The organism is Pseudoalteromonas sp. ECSMB14103, assembly GCF_000813065.1.
GTDB lineage: Bacteria > Pseudomonadota > Gammaproteobacteria > Enterobacterales > Alteromonadaceae > Pseudoalteromonas > Pseudoalteromonas marina.
Window position 1 is genome coordinate 373,526 of record NZ_JWGY01000001.1, and the last position, 21,228, is coordinate 394,753.

Consider the following 21,228-nt stretch of genomic DNA (forward strand, 5'->3'; position numbering starts at 1 on the left):
AGTGTTTTTCATATTAATCGTGAGTATCCATAAAGTACTTATAAGGCAGCTAAAATACAAAACCCTGCTATTAACAGGGCTTTATTGTGAGTAAAAATGAGATTAGTAAAGAGGTGTGTGGTTATTAGTTTAAGTCGCTAATAATAAGCAGCGGAAAGTTTTTAACTGAACGAGGTTGCCAATTATTATAGCTAATATTGCTAATTCCAAAATAGTTAAGCACCTTAGGTGAATACGTCCAGCCACGCGCATGTTGCTTTATGGCGGCGCTGCGTAAACTGGGTTTTAACCCTACAGTGAGTAGGTCGTGATTTACATTTAACTTTGTGTAAAAGGCTTTTTCGCGCAGGCTTGCTTTATTTATCACCTCATCGTAATGAGCACGTAAAGTTTGCCACTTTTGGCTTTTTTGTGGCTCTTTTAAATGCTTTACCATGGCATCAATATCGCTATCTAACCATTTATCTGAGGCAGCATCCCCATGCCAGCCGATAATCGTATTGGGCTCAATTGTAGTAGGGTGCCCAGCAAGCAACACATAATTAGCACTCGACGAAAAGCAAAACTGCTTTATGTTTACCGTTAGCTTATGCGCCAAAATTAATTCGGCTAAGTCCATCCCTAAATCTATGTTTCCGCCGCCGCTGGTAATCGTAAATGTATTAATTGTAGGGTCAGTTTTTAAAAGCTCAGCTGCCGTATTGTTATTTTGTTTGTTGATTTGGCCACTGTATATAATTGTTTTATCACTTAAGGTTACTTGGGCCTGCAATAACGTGGGAAGTATTAAAAAAAGGGTAAAAATTAATTTATGCATATGAGTTTTAAGTGAGTAATTTTGCCAAAGGCTACGTAATTTGGCTAAAAGTGGCAAATACTAATTTTGCCTAAAGTAAGTTAACCCCTTTTGACCACTCTTAACTTTGCCCTAATAAACTATCTGTAATGATTTAAATTAGGCACAGTTAAATGGATTATTTTAAAAAGCGGCTTTACGTAGTGAACGTTAAGCCGCTTTTTATGATTATTAGTAGGGCGTATTCCTTATAATACCAATCTGCAATAATACTTAATCATTTTGAGGGGCTAAACGTGTCGCTATCTGCGTTAAAAAACTCTCATTTACGACTGTATGGATGCAGAAGGTAGAGCAATGCAGGAGCAATTGCCGAGAACAACTAAATAGCGAGTTTTTTGCCTAGCTATCAACACGTTTCTCCATCCTCAAAATAGATCACTTAATTAAGCATATTAGTATAAATGATTATTCGACGGTAGCTTGCTTGGTTTTTCTAAACATAAACTCAAGCGGAATATGTAGGCGTTTTGCCCACGCGTTTTCGGTATGATCTTCCCCTGGGAAGTATTGACTTTGCCATAACTTTGCTGGGTATTTATGCGCCATAAATAAATCATCAATTTGCGCTTGTAGCTTAGGGTACATGGCATCTAAAGTGCTGTCGCCATAATCAAAATACACTTTTTGGTTACTCAGCTTTGCGATGTTGCTGGCAATGTAATTTTTAAACTCGGCAAATACTTCGTCGTCGTGACTAAAAATACCCGGCCAGTGGGTCGACATGCTAATAGCGCCGGCAAATTCGTTGGGGTAATTAAGTAGTGTGTACCACGATATAAGACCACCCATGCTAGAGCCACCAATATAGCGGTGCTGCGTACCTTTGTTTACATTGTAGTTAGACTCTATATGCGGAATAACTTCTTTAACTAAAAAGCGTGAGTAGTTATCAGAGTACACCTTAGAGGCAAATAATTTGTGGCCTGGGTATTTATCTAACTGGTATAGGGCGTTTTGTTTTTGTTTGCTTAAGGCTTCAAACGGTTGTTGTGGGTAGTATTCGCTGTGGCGGTTTTCTAGGGCGTTTGGAATGCCTACCACAATAAATGGGCGAACTTTGCCTTGCTCTATTAATGAGCCGGCTACTTCATCTACGCGCCATTCTTGCTTGTTCCATGTGCTATTGGCATCAAACAGCATGCGACCATCGTGCATGTAAAGTACATCGTAGGTGGTGTTTTTGTTGTAACCTGGCGGTAGCCATACATTTAAAAAACGGTTTTTTACAAACTGTGATTCTATATTGTCAATCACCTCAATGTGGCCCTTGCTTACTTGCACTTTGGGCGTGTTTGCATAGCTGGTATGCACTACAAACATTGATAAGCTAAACAGTAAAGCAACTAATTTCATGGTGGCGTCTTAGCATACAAAAAGTGCACTATCACAAGCTTGTATTGTTAATTCAATGTGAATACGTATGCACTTATATTTAGACAAAAAATACACTCGCATACAGTTTATAAATCGCGGTGCTATTGCTTAACGCCGCGTTTAGATTATTTCTAAGTTAAATTGTTTTTAATACTGTAAAACTAATAGGCCTTAGTTTATTTAAAAGAATAAATAAAAAGCCATTATAAAATGGCTTTAGATAATTAATAGGTTGGTTGGGTTTAACGCAGGATGAGTTGTTGGTTTATTTCATCAAAAATACCGGCGTCGTCTATGGTTGAAGGGATTTGTAGTTCGTCGCCATCAATAAGTTGGCGTAAATTTTTACGTAGTATTTTTCCGGAACGAGTTTTAGGTAAGCGCTCTACGCTAACTATATTTTTTAAACACGCTATGGCGCCAATTTGATTGCGCACTGAGGCAATAAGTGCTTTTTCGACTTCTTCGCTTGACCCTGTAAAGTCATTTTTAAGTACAATCATGCCCATTGGGAGCTGGCCTTTTAGTGGGTCGTTAACACCAAATACAGCGCATTCGGCAACCGCAGGATGAGCCGCTACAATTTCTTCCATTTCGCCGGTAGAAAGTCTGTGGCCTGCAACATTTATAACGTCATCAGTGCGGCCCATTATGAATAAGTAGCCGTCTTCATCTATATATCCGCCATCGCCAGAGAGGTAGTAGCCCTCGTATTCACTTAAATAACTGGCTTTAAATCGGGCTGTGTCTTGCCAAATAGAGGGTAAGCATCCGGGTGGTAAAGGTAGTTTTATAACTACGGCCCCTTGTTCGTTAGCTGCGCATTCATTACCGTCCATGTCGAGTATACGAACATCAAACCCCGGTGTAGGTACGGTTGAACTGCCAGGTTTGGTTGTTAATGTTTCTATTCCTACTGGATTACACGCAATGGCCCAGCCTGTTTCGGTTTGCCACCAATGATCGAGTACCGGAAGTTGAGTTTTCTCTTTTAGCCAATTGTATGTGGGCGGATCGAGGCGTTCGCCTGCTAAAAATAATCGTTTTAAACTAGAGGTATTATATTTTTTAAAGCCTTCAGCATTAGGATCTTCTTTTTTGATTGCTCTAAATGCTGTGGGGGCACTAAATAAGGCGCTTACTTTATATTCTTCCACTACTCGCCAAAAAGCAGTGGCGTCGGGAGTGCGCACAGGTTTGCCCTCATATAATACGGTTGCACATCGGTACATTAATGGTGCATACACAATATAAGAGTGCCCAACTACCCAGCCAATATCTGAGGCGGCCCAAAATACCTCGCCTGGCTCTATACCGTAAACAGTTTTCATACTGTAGTTCATCGCTACGGCGTGCCCGCCATTTTCACGTACAACACCCTTTGGGGCGCCTGTTGTACCTGAAGTATATAAAATATAAAGTGGATCGTTGCCATTTAAAGGTGTTGGATCTGCCGCCTGTGCGGTTTGCATTGCGTGTGTCCAATCTATATCGCGTTTGTTGACCATATTGGCAGTAGCTTGGTCGCGCTGATAAATAATACAGTGATCTATTTTATGATTGGCAAGCTCTATGGCGTCATCAATAAGTGGCTTGTATTCAATGATGCTATCGACCTCTACACCGCAAGAAGCGCTAAGTATCAGTTTAGGTTTTGCATCGTCTATACGCACAGCTAGTTCGTGTGCAGCAAAGCCGCCAAACACCACGGAGTGTATAGTGCCCAGGCGAGCGCAGGCCAGCATGCCTATTACCGCTTGTGGGATCATGGGCATGTAAATCACTACACGATCGCCTTTTTGTACACCAAGTGCTTTTATTACGCCTGCAAATTTAGCGACTTCTTGTTGTAGTTGATTGTAAGTATAAGTTTGCTTTGTATTGGTAACAGGCGAGTCGTAAATCAGCGCAGTTTGGTCACCAAAGCCTGCAATTACGTGTTGGTCGAGCGCTAGAAAGCTGGTATTTAATTGTCCATCACTAAACCAATGATAAAGGCCGTCTTTATCCTGCGTATATGCTTGGTTTGGTGTTTTGTACCAGGGGATGTTTTTACTTTGTTCTAGCCAAAACTGGGCTGGGTTTTGTTTAAAGCTCGTGTATTGCTGTTTATACAGGCCTGACATAATAGGCTCCTAAAACTAAATATGTATGAGAGACCTTACAAAAGGTAGGCTTTTTTATGTGCCTAGGCTATTCGACCTTGGTCGGCTAAAAGTTAATCACATGGTTAATATGCAGCTGCAGTGAGTTTGACAAATTAAGGCGCGCGGCTCAGCATAGCCTCATATTTGTAAGGAATTAATTGTATGAGTAACGACGTTAGAGTGGGTGTTGCCGTTATTATTATGCGACAAAACACTATTTTATTAGGTGAGCGCATTGGTGCGCATGGTGCAAATACATGGGCAACGCCGGGTGGACATTTAGAATTTGGCGAAAGCGTTGAGCTGTGTGCAATACGCGAGGTATTTGAGGAAACAGGGCTGAATGTTAGTCAAATAACTAAGCTTGATTTTACTAACGATATTTTTAGTGCTGAAAACAAACACTACATTACTTTGTACGTAAAAGCTGATTACGAAGGTGGTGAGCCTGTGCTAAACGAGCCAAATAAATGTATACAGTGGCGCTGGTGCGATATTAATAACTTACCTTCACCACTGTTTACATCACTTAAAAACTATTTAACTACAGCAACACTTACGGCTTAGTTGATGGGCTTAATATTAACTTTTTAAAGCTCACTTGTGCGTAGTCACCGTTTTGTTTGTCGAGTGCCCACTCGCCTGTGCCTAAACAGCCAGGGTACCAAATACCTTTAGACGATTTAGTACTACATTGGTTATAAGCACCGGCCTTGAAATAATGCCAATCGGCAGCATAACCGTGCGGGTGATCTTTGTCGTCCACTTTGCCGTAGGCATCAACATTGTTTCCTAAGTTAATTGAGTAATTAACATCCTCTTTGCCTTTTGCGCTAAAGGTAAGGTGCATTACATTACCATGTACGTTTACGGTATAGCTAAAATCTTCACCAAGCGCTATACCTTCAACACCCGGATCATTAGGGTTTTCCCACGTGTTTCCCCATACTGGGTATGTAATATCAGTTCGGTTAGGATCTGTTTTTGGTAAGTTACGTTCGTAGTTCCAAAAAACGGAGCCCATTTTATGGCCGGGCCATTTTTTGTAATAAATTTTAAGAGGCTCATTGCCCCAGCCATAACCCAGTTTTGTATCTATTAGGGCTTGGTCTTTCCCCGCATGAATTTGTCCTACCACCACAGAATATGCGGCTTTTTTACTTGAGTCTGTAGCGCGTAATGCCACATGATCAACCTTCAACGTGGCTTCCATTTTTCCGCCTACCGAGCCAAAGCGCTCCGATAGAGGGTGTACAGCTAGGGCAAAGTTATTCTTTGAATTTTTAGTTTTTATTTTGGTATTGGTGCCGCGGATCATTTGTCTTAGTTCACTGCGGGTATTAGTAGAATTGGCGCTGGTAAGCGCTTTATTTGGCGAGGTAAATACCATATAACCTTGATCATCAAGGTAGAAAAAATCAGGGTGCGCGTAAGTTTGAATTTCTTCAACATCAATTGTGTCTATTTTACCGTCGTTGTTTAAATCAACAGGTACGTTTATTTTCCATTGTGATAAATCAAACTTTGATGCAGGAACAGGTGTATTGCTATCAATAGGTGTGCTTGTATTTGCGCAGCCCATAAACAGCAACGGAGTAACAGCAGCCAGTGCTGTGAGTTTAAAAGTAGATGTTAGGTTTTTCATTGTTGTCTCTGTGTGATGATGTTAATGAAGGACAATATCGACCTTGATTAACGTTAATCTAACATACCAATTTAAAATATCAACATTACCAATTGCTGTGGTTTTTATTTTTTACTTTTTACATTTGGTTATACCAATGTGGTTTTTGAGCTTTTTTTTTAGTGTATTTACGTTGTGCCTTTTTAATATGCTTTGTGAGCCATTTTGTCATTTTTGGCATGAGTTCTGGTGCAAAATTATGGCCCATACCAGGCACTATTTTTAGTTTTGCCTTTTTTATTAGCATGGCCGTTTTTTTACCTTCACCCACATTAATGACTACATCATGACTACCATGAATGACCAATGTAGGTGTTTTAATTTTTCGAATTAAATGTTGCCTATCTTTACTGGCAGCCATTGCAATGAGCTGGCGTTTGTAGCCATTAGGGTTGTTTGAACGCTCAACTATTTGTGTTGCATGAAGCCGAAGGGCGTCTTCTGTTTGTGGGTAAGCTGGGCTGCCAATTAGTTGGTTTAGTTTAATGTTGTAATTAATTGCTTCATCACGGCTTGGTGTTTTTGGTTTTAATTTGGCAAGCTTAATAAATACGCCAATGCTTTTAGCACTCAGCCTTGGCAAGCTTGAACTTGACATAATAGTGGTTAAACTTAGCACCTTTTTTTTATGTTGCGCAGCTATTAGCTGGGCAATCATTCCACCCATAGATGCGCCAACAAAGTGGGCTTTTTTAATTTTAAGGGCGTTCATAAGCGACAATACATCGTTTGCCATATCATCGAGCAAATAGGGAGTTCGGCTTTGTATGGGAAGGCGCTTACTCAGCCAAGATTTCACTAAACTAGGGGAGGGGTAATGATCCAAATGAGTCGACAGTCCGCTATCACGGTTATCAAAACGGATAACTCTAAAGCCATTTTTAACCAAACCATAGTATAGTGAATCTGGCCATACGGTCATCTGAGCACCCAAACCCATTATTAGAATAACGGCAGGAGAGTGTTTTTTGCCTTCATCTTGATAGTTAAGCGTTATACCGTGCGGTGTTTTAATTGTTCGCATAGCCAAGTTAGGTTATCAGCTTTACTAAAATTGTAGTGCGTATTTATTACAGTTTATTGGCAGTGGTAGGAAGCGGAAGTTTCCATTTATTTAAAATTGCTTCGTATTCACCGTTTTGCTTAATTATTACAAGTGCTTGCGATAAGGTGTTGGCTGTACTTTCTTCAAGCATTTTATTACTGGCAAAATAAAGCGTTGAAGGAAAGTCATCTAAGTGAATGCGCTTGGTGATAAGGCTTGGATCTAAGCCCGACATTTTTAACTCGTTTTCTAATGTGAGTGTATTCATTAAGGCAAAGTCGATACGTTTTTTGTAAAGCATTTGCCAAAGTTGCTGGTAGTAGCTCACCAATACTAAGTTTTTGTCTTCTTTAAAGCCCATTTGCTTTAAATACTTAGCACTTGAGTAACCACGAATAGTGCCTATTTTATAAAACTTAGTGTGGTTTAAGTGCGTGGCTTCTGCTTTATTGCTTTTTAAGCTAACTACGTAGGCATCGGTAAAATAAACACTGCCTAACCATTTAAAGTTATTTGTGCGCGTAGGGGTTTTTAATAAAGAAAGTAAAATAGTGTTTGGATTACTTTCAAGCTCGTGAAATGCGCGCGCCATGGGCATTATTTCAAATTTAGCGTTTAATGGTGTGATTTTTAAAACGGCTTTGGCTATATCAACAAGCGCGCCATCGGCTTGACCATTCTCGTTTTTAAAGTGATAAGGGTGCAAATCTTCGGCAATAAAGTTTACTGTACTCATTGCATTTACCGCAGTACAAAACATAAATACAAAGGCGCTAATTACAACACGCAGGTACATAAAAAAGTCTTTTTTAGCCAACATTGGTTGAGTTTAAATAATATTGCCTGAAATATAAACTTAAATGTTTAATAAAAGTAAATCAAAGTAAAATTACCCCATCTTCGTTTTAAAGTATTCTAGTGGGCTGCACGAATACCAGCGTTTAAAAGCACGATTAAAAGAGCTTTGATCTTTAAATCCGAGCAGCAATGCTAGCTGTGCTAAATTAGGTTTATTAGGCAGTTCGTTAATACGTCGCTTTCGCTCGTTTTCAAGCATGAGGGCAAACGTTGTACCGTGCAATTTTAAGTGCCGTTGCAAGGTGCGTGGTGTCATACTTAGGGCATTTGCAGTGCGTATTAACGTACAGTTTTGTAAATCGAGCTTTGCCATTAAAATTTGGCTGACATTTTCAGTTATATTTTGCTGGTTAGTAAAAAGGCTTAATTGCTGATCAGATACTTGCTTAAGTGCTAAATGTATAGCAGCGTTATCAGTTTTAAAGTTAAGGCTTAAATAGCTACTCGGAAAACAAATTTCGTTGTGTTTTGCATTAGTTAAAATTGGGCAATTAAACCATGTTGCTAGCGTATTTATTTGCGGTTGAGTAAAGTGATATTGAAAGCTAACTTGTGTCGGTGATAATTCGTTATTGAGTAATTGGCGTACAACACTCACCCAAGCTGTCATATTTCTTAATACTACTTGTTCATTACATTGAGCATGGGGAAACCAGCGGATAGTTGCCTGGCTTTCGTGTTGCTCAAATTGTGCTTGACCTATATTTGCCACTAGGCGGTCGTAATTTAAAAGCGCTTGTATAGCGTTGCCTAATCCGTTACTTGACTCGACTAAATATCCCAAAACGCCATAGTCAGCCGTACGAATATGCTGACCTAGTCTAAAGCCAAATAAAGGGTCTTTAAGTGTATTTTGAGCATAATTAAGCAATGCGTTATAGCTTTTTAGGCTTATGCGTGGTGATAGTTGTTGTTTTGTGCGATTACTAAATTCAGTAAAATTAATTGCCTTTAGAGCATCTTCATTATTTAAACCTTGGCTTTGTAAATAATCAAGAATACTAGAAAAGTAATGATCGGCAATGGTTTGCATTTGTCGCCTAAAGCTAAAAAATGATCGCGTATGAACAAGTTTGCCACGTTAAATTTTATTATGCTAGAGGCCTTATTTTAAGTATTGGTCACTTATGGTTTCTATAAATTTAAAATGTACTTTATTTGCTCCGCCTGAAAAGGTGGCGGCTGTATTGCTGGAACATGCCTGTTTAGAGCGCTTTTTTAATGCTCAATTTTCACAATTAAAACCCCACAATAAAGGTGAAATGAAAGGTGGGGCAGGTGCCATAAGGCAAGTTAAAACGCCGCTTGTTGCTTTTAATGAACAAATTATACATGCCAGCAGTAATCATATTTGTTACCGCATAATGGGTGATAAGCCGGTGGAGAATCATCAAGGAGACATATATTTAACTCCCATTGAGTATGAAGGTAATACAGCTACAGCGCTTAGGTATTGTATCGCCTTTAGGCCACCATGGTGGATGCCGGGTAGCTTGATAAGGTTACTTGTTAAGCATGATATATCGCAAGCACTTAAAAAATTACAGCATTATTTTAAGAGGGCACAACATGACCATTGAAGTAATTTTACTTGCACTTAGTCCCATTTTTTTAATATTTGTTAGTGTTGAATTTATTAAATACAGGCGTTTTTACGATATAAAAGACAGCATGGCGAATACGGCCTTGGCGTTATTGCACCAAGGTGCTGATGCGGTTTCTTTAATATTACTGATGCCTTTATTTAATTGGTTATATGAATACCGCGTGTTCGATATAGAGCTCTCGGTATTTACCGTTTTGTTTGCCTTTATATTTCAAGACTTTTTGTATTATTGGTTTCATAGGGCGTCGCATAATATTCATTGGTTATGGGCTGCACATGTTGTGCATCATAGCTCTACAAAAATGAATTTTACAACGGCATTCAGGCAAAGCTTAATGTATCCCTTAGCAGGTATGTGGGTATTTTGGTTACCCATGATTTTAATCGGCTTTGATCCTATAACGGTACTTACAGTTGTTGCGTTAAACTTGGCATATCAGTTTTTTGTGCATACACAAATAGTTAAAAAACTTGGGTGGTTTGAAAGCGTATTCAATACACCGTCGCATCATCGTGTTCATCACGCTATAAACCGAGAATACTTAGATAAAAATTTTGCAGGCGTACTTATAATCTGGGATAAGTTGTTTGGTACATTTGTTGAAGAAGACTCTAATAAGCCATGTAAGTATGGCATTGTGGGGCAGTTAAATAGCAATAATCCAGTCACAATTACATTTCATCAATGGTGGCATTTAATTAAACAAACTTATACAGCAAAAGGGTTTAAAGCTAAGCTAAGTATTTTATTTGGCTACCCAACTAGTTCGCAGAAAAACAATGATAATGACGTGAGTTATAAAAGTTAAGAGTGGTTATCTACTCTTAACTTTGTTGTCTAAGGAAAGAAACTATTGTGCAGTAGTAATGACTGTATCAATCAAATGAACCACGCCATTGCTAGTGTATATGTCGGTAGTTGTTACGTTACTACCAGCAACTTGCAATGAAGTTGCAGGTAAGCTTACTTGCCACCAAACATTGCCTACACCTTGGCCATTATCATCGCCAGGAGCAGTATCGCCTGAGTAGGTGTATAATGGACGACCTAGATATGCAACCTGCATAGTGCTATCTGCACGAGCAATAAGTGATAAACCCGGTATGTTTTCAATAGAGTCCGCTGTGCCCAGCACTGGTGGCCACGTTGTAGCACATGTATCTTCACATACGCTCATTGACTCACCTAAGTCGTTGTCAAAAACGTAAAGCGTTTTACCCGCAGTGCTGTCAGCCATGCCTGTTACTAAGCGTGCGTTGTCTGCATCGTATGCAACACTGTCTGTTGCAGCATTGGTGGTACTAGTAAAGTCGACAATGTTTACACTTATCATGTTTTCAGCAAGCGTAGTGACCATTTTACCGTTTGTTGCAAACGCATCTGTACTACCTACTTGAGCACCTAAAACGTGCTGCGTTAATACGCCGGTTAATGCATCTGTATCAGCGAGTAGCGCGTTTAAGGTATCCGTTGGGATTTTACTAAATGCGGCGTTTGTTGGAGCAAATACGGTGAACGATTTTGTCGTATCATTAAACGTATCAACTAAGTCAGCAGCTTGTAAGGCTGTCACTAATGTTGAAAGTGCGTCTGTTTCTGTTGCAACAGTAGCAATTGTTTTGGTAGGTGTGCCTACTTCGGCTGGTGGCATAATGACCTTATTGAGTACATGAATTACACCATTATCGGCTGTTACATTTGCCGCAGTGACGACAGAGTCGTTAATAAACAGTGCGCTGTCTACGTATGATAGAGCGGCCATATCGCCATTTGCCATTTCCACTTTATTATTTTCGCTATTTGCAATGGTGACTGCTGCGTCAGACAAAACGCTTGCATCAGCAACTACATGGTAAAGTAAAATGTCGCGAAGGGTATCAGTGTCTGCAAGTAGTGCATCAATGGTGTCTTGCCCAAGCGCTGCAAAAGCGTCATCGGTAGGAGCAAATACTGTAAATGTATTGGTAGGGTCAGCAACTAAAGTGTCTAACCCTGTAGCACCTAGTGCGGCAATCAGTGTTGTAAAGTTACCATTATCGCTGGCAACATCAGCAATTGTACCAAAGCTTTCAGGCAGTGTTACATCAGCCACAATAACTGAATCGATTACATGAATTACCCCATTAGTTGTAGCAATGTCTTTAACCACAATATTGGCACCACCAAACATTAACATGTCTGTTTCGGCATTAATTGTAATTGGAAGAGAGTTGCCTAGCAGCGTTTCTGCAGATTGACCATTTAATGACATAGCCGTTACCGAATCAACCGCGCCAGTCAAAACATGTTGCTTTAAAATGTCGCCAAGTACATCTGGGTTTGCTAAAAGCGTATTGATCATTTTGCTACCAACGGCTTCAAAGGCCGCGTCGGTGGGTGCAAAAACAGTGAACTGTGCTGATTCGTCGCTTAATGCTGCTGTTAAACCCGCAGTGTCTAATGCAGCAAGTAACGTGGTGAATCCACCTGCCTGTTGTGCTGTTTCGACGATATTGGTAGTTGGTGCTGCTTCAGCAGTGGCGATAGGCATAAGTACTGCATCAATTACATGAATGATGCCGTTGTCAGTTGCAATGTCAGTCATGGTTACTGTGCTTGTGTTTATTAACAAGCTATCGCCATTTAACGATAAAGCGACTTTGCCGCCGTTTACAGTGTCAACCGTTGTACCAGCAAGACCAATTGCTGCTTCAGCGTTAACGCTACCTGAAACTACGTGATAAGTAAGTATTGAACTAAGTGTATCTGTATCTGCTAGCAATCCGTTTATTGTGTCTTCGCCAAGTAGCGCAAAGGCATCATCGGTAGGAGCGAAAACAGTAAATTCTTGGCTAGTGTCGGCAAGAGTATCGTCTAAACCTGTTGCCTCTAGTGCTGCAACTAAAGTGGTAAAGTTACCCGCGTCTCTTGCTACATCAACAATGGTTGAAGATGATTCGGGCTCAACTTGTACAGGGGTGTTATCGTCATCATCGTCATTACACCCTTGTGCTAGCAACAAGGGAAATGTAATAAGGCATACCTTCAGTAATTTGTTCATGACCTGATCCTTCTGTGTGAGATGTAATTAACAATCTCGTAACGTTACGGGCGTTTTTTTACAATGGATCAGGTTTTTTGGGTGTTTTTTGAACGTTTGCATCTGTGGAGTTTGTTAGGGATTAAACTATTTATCGCTTTTTACTACGTGGCGCCCCAAATAAAATAAATATATGACAAGCACATACAGATAAAAAAGCACTAATACCCAGTGCTCCGCCATAATTATTAATTTTAGGAACTAAATATTCAAATAAGATCGCAAAAATCATTGCTGCACTGGTTATTGTATATACACCAAAACGCTTTGGCGCACTCATACCAATAAACGTACCACCAAAAAAAATGGCACTATAAAGCTCGGGCTGTAAGTTAAAATAATAAAAAAAATAGTAAGCAATTATAGATAAGCCGGAAGAGGCGCTAACAGGGCTAAAAGGCTTATGTTTAGCAAGTAAAAATGTAAGTAAAGCGCCGCAAAATGCAATGGCAGGGTATTCTATTGTCATAAAAAAGAACCTTTAGCTAGAGCAAATACAGCAACGCTTACAAATGCAATACTTCCTAATTTTCCCCCAAAGCCAGAAAATAAATTTAAAGTAAGTACATACAAACATGCGCCTATAAGTGAAATAAACCCCAGTTCCCAGTAGCTGCTAATTAAACTCGACGAGCACATGCCTGCAAAACTCCCTGCATAGATAGCAGCGCTCGGGTGGTTTTTAAATAACTGAGAAAAAGGAATAAATGAGCCCGTAAGCCCTACTGAGGATGCAGCAATAACTGCAGGTATATTAAATACAGTGTGCAATACAAAGCACAGTAAGCAGCCAATAAAAAAAGCGATGAATTTTACGAGGAAGAATTTAAGCATAGGGCGCTTAGTTTAAAGTAACTCGGGAATGTTTAAAAGCAGTGCTTACTATTGCGAGTGAATAGTTAAAAAAATCAAATAAAGCTACCGTAAGGTTTAAATATGCTCAAAAGAAGTGTTTTGTGTAATGTAAATTACAATTTATGTATAATATAGAAAACTTATTAAAGATTAAGAAATAACCAAAGGTAATTTATGTCTAATTGTTTGCATTTGGCAATTCCGGCCGGCGACTTAGAAGTAGCTAAAACATTTTATTGTGACGTACTCGGTTGTAAAACCGGTAATAGTGAAGAGGGTCGTTGGGTCGACATCGACTTTTGGGGTAACGAACTTACATTACACCAAAGCGTTGAGCGATTACCTACTGTTCGCCATGATGTAGATATGGGGGCGGTTGCGGTTCCTCATTTTGGCATTCACTTATCTGAAGATGAATTTAACAATTTAAAAAAACGTATAGAAGACGCTGGTTTAGAATACCTAGATAAGCCATATCGTCGATTCATTGGCGACGAATTTGAGCAAGAAACATTTTTTATCGAGGATACTAATGGCAACGTGCTCGAAATGAAAACCATGGTTAACCCCGAGGTTTTATTTAAAAAAGTATAACTTTTATAAAAAGCCACTTTTCAGTGGTTTTTTTATGTGAAAAATTTGACGATTTTATAAATCGACTAACGTAAGCGGTGTTGCTTTTCTTTTTAGCTTTTCATGGTACATAGCAGCATCGCCAGCTTTTAAAAGGTTATCAATGTTTTTAGGTGGGTCACTAAATACAGCACTACCAACACTCGCTTTTATGGCTAATTGTTCAGTATTATGATCAATAAAGAGTTTGGCTAATTCAGTTTTTAAAAAATGAACTTTTGGACTTACCTGAGCCTTAGTATAAAAGTGCGCTAGCACTACAAATTCATCACCTCCTAAACGCCCTATGGCATCGTTACTGCGCACAATAGCTTTTAAGTGGTGAGCAACTTTACACAGTGCTTGGTCTCCAACGGCGTGACCGTGATTGTCATTTATTTGTTTAAAGTCATCTAAATCTATATAAATTAAACAGAGCACACCGCCACTTTTTATATGATGTTCTATTAAATCTGCCGATTTTTTACACCAGCCTCTGCGGTTTAAAATACCGCAAAGGTGATCATAATCGGCTTCGGTTTCGGCGCGTTTTTTTGCAATCCTCATCCGACTAATACGCCTTGAAACCGCCACGGCGAGTAAAAATGACTCTACAGCAAAAGCTATAATTAACCCGTAGCGACGCATAAATGGACTTTCGTCTATTAATAATATTCTAAAAATCATACTGACAAATACAAAGCTTAGAGCAATAAACACCAGTGTTGCTTCACGAATGCCTTTGCGTGCTTGCAAAGCGGAAAGCACAAAAACACACCCTACAATACAAAGCGTTACATAGCCTGTAGCTTTGCTTAAAAGAGCCCATACTTGAGGGGTTTTAAACAGTATTTGTAAAACGCTAAATAGCATGACAACTACAGCTAAACACTTTAAGGCAGTATCTACTTTTGGCCAGCTTGTTTTGATTTGTAAAAGAGCGCAAATAAACCATGTCGCGCTTAAAACACATAGGCCAATAAATAAAAGGTATATGTTAAATAAACTGCTACTGTGCTGCGAGGTTAAAAATAAATACAGCTGCCCTTCTTGCATAAGAATAAAGCCACCAATACAAAAAATGTATAAGCTGTAGAGCTTAAATGTATCGTCGTTAAGGCGGCTCCCCATAATTAATACATACAATATAAGCGTGATACACAAGCCGTAAAACAGCCCTAAAATTAGGTTTTGTTGTTGGCTTTTTTGTATAAATACAGGCATTGGTTGCCACTTAAATACCGGGCGAAACTCGACTGGAGAATACAAAGTTAATAGGGCGGTTGTTGCACCTGAGTCGATAAAATAAGCTGGTTTGTTGTATCTAATTGGATTGTGTATTTCATCGTTTTGACGCCACTCAAAGCGCTCAAGGGTAGAGCGGTTAAAGCTAAGAACACCAGCTTGCTGTAACTGGCAATTTACAGAGTATTGAACTCTGCCAGACTGAATTTTTAGTCTTAAAGGCGTTTGTTTATTTAATGTGTTTACTGAAGTGATTTGTGGACTAATTTGGTTAATTTCACAATGTTGATTTGCAAATGCAGACTTATTAAATAAAAGATTAGAAAAAACAAAAATAACACCTAACAGCAAATACCTTTTTAGTTGCGTTTTAAGAGTGTTAGGTAGGAAAAGTGCATTAAACTTTTTGTAAGCCATAGGCGCAAGATAAAAATACTACATAATTTTATATTAGCAGAGCCCACTCATTTAGCTATTTAATTGAGGTACGACCTCGCTTGGCGTTTTATTAAAGTGGCGCTTAAACTCACGGCTAAACTGCGAGGGGCTGGTGTAACCTACCTTTAATGCGGCCTCATTTGCTTTACTGCCGTTGTTTGTAATGAGTTCTTTTGCTTTTGCTAAGCGTACTTTTTTTAAGTATTGCAATGGCGATTCAAAGGTCACTTGTTTAAAGGCACGATGAAACGACGACACACTCATATTTACCTCTTCAGCCAAGCCTTCAACCGTAATTTGATCTGCATAGCTTTTATGCATAGTAGAAAGCGTTCGTGCTATTCGGGCGTAGTGCCCATCGTGCATAGCAAGGCCAATTAAGGTATGACCCTGAGGGCCACAAAGTACACGGTATACCAGCTCTTTTATTATGTCTTGCCCAAAAATTTCGGCCTCTAAAGGGTTATTAAGTGCGCTTAATAAACGATGAGTTACTTGCTCCATAGCACCATCTATTTTTGCTGATTGTACACCGCTCATTTGCCCAGAAGTAAACGGGGTATATTCGCCCATTTGGTTTACTAACTTATGCAATGTTACTGGGTTTATATCTATTACTACGCCCATTACCGGTAGGCCATTATCAGTAAAGGCTTCGCACTCAAGGGGGACGGGGACACCCAAAACAAGGTAGTCGCCTGCACCATATTTTATTTGATGATCAGGAAAATGAATAATTTTATGCCCTTGACCAACTAAAATAATACCAGAGTTATAAATGAGTGGCTGACGAGGTGAGCTTTTACTCGCACGATGAAAATAAACACCGGGAATAATCGTTTTCGTTACGCCTTCAAAGTTGAGCAAATCATTTTGTTCGGCGTATTGCTGCAACATACTGGCTATAGTGGGCATTAAAAAACCTTGTGTCGTACAAATTTTGCGTAAAATAACAATGTTGGCAGTATTAGGCAAGCTTTAGGCATTTATTAGGCTTTTTTAATGTTTGTTTTGCCACTAATATGCACTCATTGAAATTTAGTTTAGTGAGTAACTAAGTACTCTACTTAGTATTTAACCGTCACCTTGGAGCAAAATAATGAAATTTAGCTACGTAAATCCAACACTTATTCAGTTCGGCCAACAGCAAATTGCATCACTAACTGATTTGATCGCAAAAGATCAAAAAGTATTAGTCGTTTACGGCGGTGGTTCTATTAAAAAAAATGGCGTGTACGACCAAGTTGTTGCCGCACTTGAAGGTTTTGATTGGGTCGAGTTTTCGGGCGTTGGTGCAAATCCAACTGTTGAGGTACTAGATCAAGCCGTAAACATTTGTAAAGAACAAGATATCGACTTTGTATTAGGTGTAGGCGGCGGCTCTGTAATTGATGGCGTTAAATATGTTGCAGCGGCCGCATTATACGACGGTGAAGGCTGGGATATATTAACGGGTAAATACAAAATCACAAAAGCTTTACCTCTGGGGGCTTTACTTACGTTACCTGCAACGGGCTCTGAATCAAATCAGAACTCAGTTGTTAGTAAAGAAGCGACACAACAAAAACTACCGTTTGCATCACCTGAAGTACTGCCTAAATTTGCGATTATGGACCCAGATGTAATGAAAACATTACCGCAGCGCCAACTTGTAAACGGGTTAGTTGATGCGTGGGTACATACGTGTGAACAATACTTAACTTTCCCACAAAATGCGTTAGTACAAGAAGGTTATGCAGAGGCACTTTTAAGAACGCTTAAAACGCTGGGCGATAACTTTGAAAACCAAGACGATGCATGGCGTGCAAACTTAATGTGGGCTGCAAACCAAGCACTTAATGGTTTAATTGGTTCAGGCGTTTCACAAGATTGGGCAACACACATGATTGGGCACGAGCTTACAGCCGCTTACGGTGTTGACCATGCACGTTCACTTGCTATTGTTCAGCCTTCTTTGCTACGTAACCAGTTTGACGTTAAGAAAGCGAAGCTAGAGCAAATGGGTAAAAACGTATTTGGCCTAGCGCAATCTGATGATTTAGCAGAGCAAACAATTCAAGCAATTGAGGCGTTTTACCACAGCTTAGATGTAGCCACTGTGCTTACTGAACATGGCGATGACAAAGCCGCCGCTATTGACAATATTATTGCTAAGCTTGAAGCACACGGCATGCTAGCACTTGGTGAAAACCAAGCAATTACGCTAAAAGAAAGCCGCGAAATTTTAGAGCAAGCAGTTGCTTAAGCACTTCTAAATATTATAAAACTAAAAGCCGCTAACTTTTATGTTAGCGGCTTTTTTTGTACTAAAAACCTTTAGTCTTTAGCAGAAAAGGTAAGTGAATAACTGTACTGTTTTTGCTCTAGTAAATACTCTTTATGGGTACTTGGGCTCCACGAGTCATCGCCACCAACCCCCATATGTTGATGGTCAATATGTACATGTAAGCAATCACCAGCTACTAGCTCATTGGTGTGCTTTGCTTGCGTTAACATGCTTTGAGAGTATTCACTGGCTGCAAATAAAAACGCACCTGTTACGGTTAAGTTATTAATGCTAAGCAATTGGCAATCACTACGCACGCCGTTATCGGTTGGAAATATATACGGTGTATGCAGCTCATTATGTTGCGCGCTGTAATACCCTAAACGCGCAGCCGCTTTGCGGTCTGGGTAGTTTTCAAATGGGCCTAAACCAAGCCAGTTTACTTGTGTATCACTTTGTTTATTAAGCGTTGTACTTAGTCCTATGCGTGGCATGGGTGGCAAAGTATCGTTTAGTTGTACATCAACATTTAAGCTAATTTCACCTGTATTATTAAGTGTATAAAGCCAAGTTGTTTTTGCTTGTACTGCGCCATTAAATTCATAACTAAATACACATTTAATACGTGTATCTACTTTTGATTGCACTACTTCAAACGAGCGACATGTACGCTGCCACTGCCCAATACCCGCTCTTAGCCAGCGCGCTTCCCATGCATTAGGATCTAGGTTATCTACTTCGCTTACGCCTATGTCGTTATCAAGCGGGGCGCGGTAAAAATTATCAACCAATGGGCTTTTAATAACTTGGGTTTGATTGTGTAGCCATTGCTCAACAAGGCCTGATTGCCTATTAAACACAAGTTTAAAGGTGCCGCCTTCAATACTAAGCTGTGTGTCGGTTTCACTAATATTTACAGTGCCATGTGCTGAGGCGTTTGCTAAAGCAGGTGAAAATGCATCAGCGCTTAAACTTTGGCAATTTATAAGCTTAAATTGCTCGGTGTTTAATACATGATCGGCACATGCAAAGCTTGAGTCGTTAATTAGTGCTACATCTAAATTAAGGTGATATTGCGCACCTGCTTTAAACACCGTTTTTGTATTAATAGTTAGCGTTTGCGTGCTTTGCGGAGCAATATTAATCACTTGCTCGCCTTGCTCTACACATTTGCCATTTTCTATTAACTGCCAAACCAGTTTTTCGTTATCGGTGTGCCTAAATACATAATCACTAAATACATCAACGGTGTATTGGTTTTGAGTTTGCTCTCGCAGCGTAAATTGTAAATGTTGCTGGCTGTATTTAGCTTCAAACAGGCTTGGGTGCGGTGTACGGTCTGGGAATAATAAGCCGTTAATACAAAATTGGCGGTCGTTTAGTTCATCACCAAAGTCGCCACCGTAAGCCCAATAATGCTTTCCGTTTTCATCAGTTTTAGATAAACCTTGATCTACCCAGTCCCAAATAAAGCCGCCTTGCAAACGCGGGTATTCTCTAAATGCTTGCCAGTAATCGTCAAAGCTACCTAGGCTGTTACCCATTGCATGGGCGTATTCACATAAAATAAGCGGACGCGTTTCACCCGGTAGGCTTAACCACTTTTTAATTGAATATTTAGGTACGGCGTCGTCGGCAATATGCGTATCTACACGGGCGTACATTGGGCAAATAATGTCGGTAGCGGTAGTATTTGCGCCGCCACCTTCGTATTGCACTGGGCGCGATGGATCAAAGCTTTTTGACCAGCCGTACATAGCATCGTGGTTTGCACCGTGCCCGCACTCATTACCTAGTGACCAAATAATAATAGAGGCGTGGTTTTTATCGCGCTCAACCATTTGCGTATAGCGCGACATAAATGCGCCAGCCCACTGCGGATCGCTTGCAAGCCTACCCATTGGGAACATGCCGTGAGTTTCTATATTGGCTTCGTCTACTACATATAAACCTAACTCGTCACACAGCTCGTAAAAACGAGGGTGGTTAGGGTAGTGAGCGGTACGTACTGCATTAAAGTTATTTTGCTTCATCAGCTTAATATCTTCAATCATGTCGGCAGTGCTCACCGTGTGGCCGTTTTCTGGGTGATGCTCGTGGCGATTAACACCGCGAATAAGCAGCGGTTTGCCGTTTAAGCAAAGCTGCCCGTTGAGCATTTCTACTTTTCTAAAGCCAATGTTGTAGGCTTCTACGTCTACTGTAATGCCTTGCTCATCTAGTAAGCTTACAACGCAGCGGTGTAAGTTTGGCGTTTCTGCGGTCCATTTTTTAGGGCTTTGTATATCAATTGTTTGAAATACGACATCGCTCCAACCGCCTTTTTCATCAACGCGCTTATTGTTAGTGCTTTGTATGTGTGGCTCACACAGTGCCTGTTCGCCATCAAAAACTTGTACTGCGACTTGGTAGTTATTTGGCGCATCTATTGCGGTTTTTATATGCAAAGTGGCATCGCGGTAGCAGGCGTCTAAATTTGGGGTTATAAATACATCGCGTATTTGGTGTTGCGGTTTGGTAAGTAAATTAACATCGCGGAATATACCGCTTAACCACCACATGTCTTGATCTTCTAGGTAACTACCATCGCTCCAGCGGATAACCATAACCGCAATGCGGTTGGTGCCAGCCACTAACAGCTTGCTTAAATCAAATTCGCTTGGTAAGCGGCTATCTTGCGAGTAGCCCACCCATTGTCCGTTACACCAAAGGTGAAACGCCGAGTTAACGCCTTCAAAAATAATATGGTTTCGCTGAGCTAATTGCTCCGCCGTAATAGTAAACTCTGTGCGGTAGCAACCTGTTGGGTTATCGCTTGGCACAAATGGCGGGTTTACGGCAAAGGGGTATTTAACGTTGCAGTAAATAGGTTTATCAAAGCCATGAAGTTGCCAGTTAGAAGGCACAGGAATACTTTGCCAGTCGCTGGCGAGTGCCTCACTTAGTAATGACTCATCAACCGCTTCGGGTTTATCAAATAATTTAAAATCCCACAGGCCGTTTAAACTTTGTTTTTGTGATTGCGTGTTTGTACGGGCATGGTCAACGCTTTTAAAACCATTAAGTGGGCTGTGCGCTTTTACTTGATTAACTTGCACCGAAATTGGGTTTTCCCAATCGCGGCGGTTAATTATGTGCTGTAGTGAGTTCATTAGTGTC

18 protein-coding genes are annotated in these 21,228 nt (G+C 40.2%); 5 read left to right on the plus strand and 13 right to left on the minus strand.

Features of this window, described 5'->3' with window-relative positions; translation table 11 throughout:
* Positions 1-124: 124 nt before the first annotated feature.
* The 3 genes from RF53_RS01685 to RF53_RS01695 all read right to left on the minus strand — a co-directional run bounded on the left by RF53_RS01685 (position 125) and on the right by RF53_RS01695 (position 4,359).
* Complete coding sequence (locus tag RF53_RS01685; protein ID WP_235420589.1) at positions 125-817, minus strand: hypothetical protein; 693 nt, start codon at positions 815-817, stop codon at positions 125-127.
* A 447-nt stretch (positions 818-1,264) separates the two neighbouring features.
* Positions 1,265-2,212 carry an alpha/beta hydrolase gene (locus tag RF53_RS01690; protein WP_039036432.1) on the minus strand — a complete coding sequence of 316 codons (948 nt, stop codon included), beginning with the start codon at positions 2,210-2,212 and terminating at the stop codon, positions 1,265-1,267.
* Between the two features lie 263 nt (positions 2,213-2,475).
* Complete coding sequence (locus RF53_RS01695) at positions 2,476-4,359, minus strand: propionyl-CoA synthetase (RefSeq protein WP_039036433.1); 1,884 nt, start codon at positions 4,357-4,359, stop codon at positions 2,476-2,478.
* Between the two features lie 183 nt (positions 4,360-4,542).
* Here RF53_RS01695 and RF53_RS01700 point away from each other — a divergent pair, with 183 nt between their 5' ends.
* A complete protein-coding gene (locus RF53_RS01700; RefSeq protein WP_039036434.1) occupies positions 4,543-4,947 on the plus strand; it encodes a nucleotide triphosphate diphosphatase NUDT15 in 405 nt (134 codons plus the stop codon).
* Here the strand turns inward: RF53_RS01700 and RF53_RS01705 are convergent.
* The 4 genes from RF53_RS01705 to RF53_RS01720 all read right to left on the minus strand — a co-directional run bounded on the left by RF53_RS01705 (position 4,937) and on the right by RF53_RS01720 (position 9,000).
* Complete coding sequence (locus tag RF53_RS01705) at positions 4,937-6,025, minus strand: polysaccharide lyase family 7 protein (RefSeq protein WP_039036435.1); 1,089 nt, start codon at positions 6,023-6,025, stop codon at positions 4,937-4,939. The genes RF53_RS01700 and RF53_RS01705 overlap by 11 nt on opposite strands.
* Before the next feature lie 118 nt (positions 6,026-6,143).
* A complete protein-coding gene (locus tag RF53_RS01710) occupies positions 6,144-7,088 on the minus strand; it encodes an alpha/beta fold hydrolase (protein ID WP_039036436.1) in 945 nt (314 codons plus the stop codon).
* Positions 7,089-7,134: 46 nt separating this feature from the next.
* Positions 7,135-7,905 (minus strand): substrate-binding periplasmic protein, encoded by a 771-nt coding sequence (locus RF53_RS01715; RefSeq protein ID WP_033018990.1) that lies wholly within the window; start codon positions 7,903-7,905, stop codon positions 7,135-7,137.
* A gap of 93 nt (positions 7,906-7,998) precedes the next feature.
* Complete coding sequence (locus RF53_RS01720; RefSeq protein ID WP_039036437.1) at positions 7,999-9,000, minus strand: AraC family transcriptional regulator; 1,002 nt, start codon at positions 8,998-9,000, stop codon at positions 7,999-8,001.
* Positions 9,001-9,094: 94 nt separating this feature from the next.
* Between RF53_RS01720 and RF53_RS01725 the strand changes: the two genes are divergently transcribed.
* Both RF53_RS01725 and RF53_RS01730 read left to right on the plus strand, forming a co-directional pair.
* Positions 9,095-9,547, plus strand: a complete 453-nt coding sequence (locus RF53_RS01725) for an SRPBCC family protein (protein WP_039036438.1) — start codon at positions 9,095-9,097, stop codon at positions 9,545-9,547.
* Complete coding sequence (locus RF53_RS01730; protein ID WP_039036439.1) at positions 9,537-10,382, plus strand: sterol desaturase family protein; 846 nt, start codon at positions 9,537-9,539, stop codon at positions 10,380-10,382. The genes RF53_RS01725 and RF53_RS01730 overlap by 11 nt, the downstream gene beginning before the upstream one ends.
* A gap of 42 nt (positions 10,383-10,424) precedes the next feature.
* Here RF53_RS01730 and RF53_RS01735 read toward each other — a convergent pair whose 3' ends face one another.
* From RF53_RS01735 to RF53_RS01745, 3 genes are all read right to left on the minus strand, one after another.
* Complete coding sequence (locus tag RF53_RS01735) at positions 10,425-12,614, minus strand: fasciclin domain-containing protein (RefSeq protein WP_039036440.1); 2,190 nt, start codon at positions 12,612-12,614, stop codon at positions 10,425-10,427.
* A gap of 130 nt (positions 12,615-12,744) precedes the next feature.
* Positions 12,745-13,122 (minus strand): hypothetical protein, encoded by a 378-nt coding sequence (locus tag RF53_RS01740; protein WP_006791830.1) that lies wholly within the window; start codon positions 13,120-13,122, stop codon positions 12,745-12,747.
* Positions 13,119-13,487, minus strand: coding sequence for a hypothetical protein (locus RF53_RS01745; RefSeq protein WP_082014412.1), 369 nt, complete (start codon positions 13,485-13,487; stop codon positions 13,119-13,121). The genes RF53_RS01740 and RF53_RS01745 overlap by 4 nt, the downstream gene beginning before the upstream one ends.
* Positions 13,488-13,682: 195 nt before the next feature.
* Here RF53_RS01745 and RF53_RS01750 point away from each other — a divergent pair, with 195 nt between their 5' ends.
* Positions 13,683-14,102: a VOC family protein gene (locus RF53_RS01750; protein WP_006791832.1), complete on the plus strand. Its 420-nt coding sequence runs from the start codon at positions 13,683-13,685 to the stop codon at positions 14,100-14,102.
* A gap of 54 nt (positions 14,103-14,156) precedes the next feature.
* Here RF53_RS01750 and RF53_RS01755 read toward each other — a convergent pair whose 3' ends face one another.
* Together RF53_RS01755 and RF53_RS01760 are read right to left on the minus strand one after the other, a co-directional pair.
* Positions 14,157-15,782 carry a sensor domain-containing diguanylate cyclase gene (locus RF53_RS01755; RefSeq protein ID WP_039036441.1) on the minus strand — a complete coding sequence of 542 codons (1,626 nt, stop codon included), beginning with the start codon at positions 15,780-15,782 and terminating at the stop codon, positions 14,157-14,159.
* Between the two features lie 51 nt (positions 15,783-15,833).
* A complete protein-coding gene (locus tag RF53_RS01760; RefSeq protein ID WP_008128897.1) occupies positions 15,834-16,718 on the minus strand; it encodes an AraC family transcriptional regulator in 885 nt (294 codons plus the stop codon).
* A gap of 184 nt (positions 16,719-16,902) precedes the next feature.
* Between RF53_RS01760 and RF53_RS01765 the strand changes: the two genes are divergently transcribed.
* A complete protein-coding gene (locus RF53_RS01765; RefSeq protein WP_039036442.1) occupies positions 16,903-18,048 on the plus strand; it encodes an iron-containing alcohol dehydrogenase in 1,146 nt (381 codons plus the stop codon).
* A gap of 71 nt (positions 18,049-18,119) precedes the next feature.
* Here the strand turns inward: RF53_RS01765 and RF53_RS01770 are convergent, their stop codons facing one another.
* Positions 18,120-21,221, minus strand: a complete 3,102-nt coding sequence (locus tag RF53_RS01770) for a beta-galactosidase (protein WP_039036443.1) — start codon at positions 21,219-21,221, stop codon at positions 18,120-18,122.
* Between the last annotated feature and the right edge of the window lie 7 nt (positions 21,222-21,228).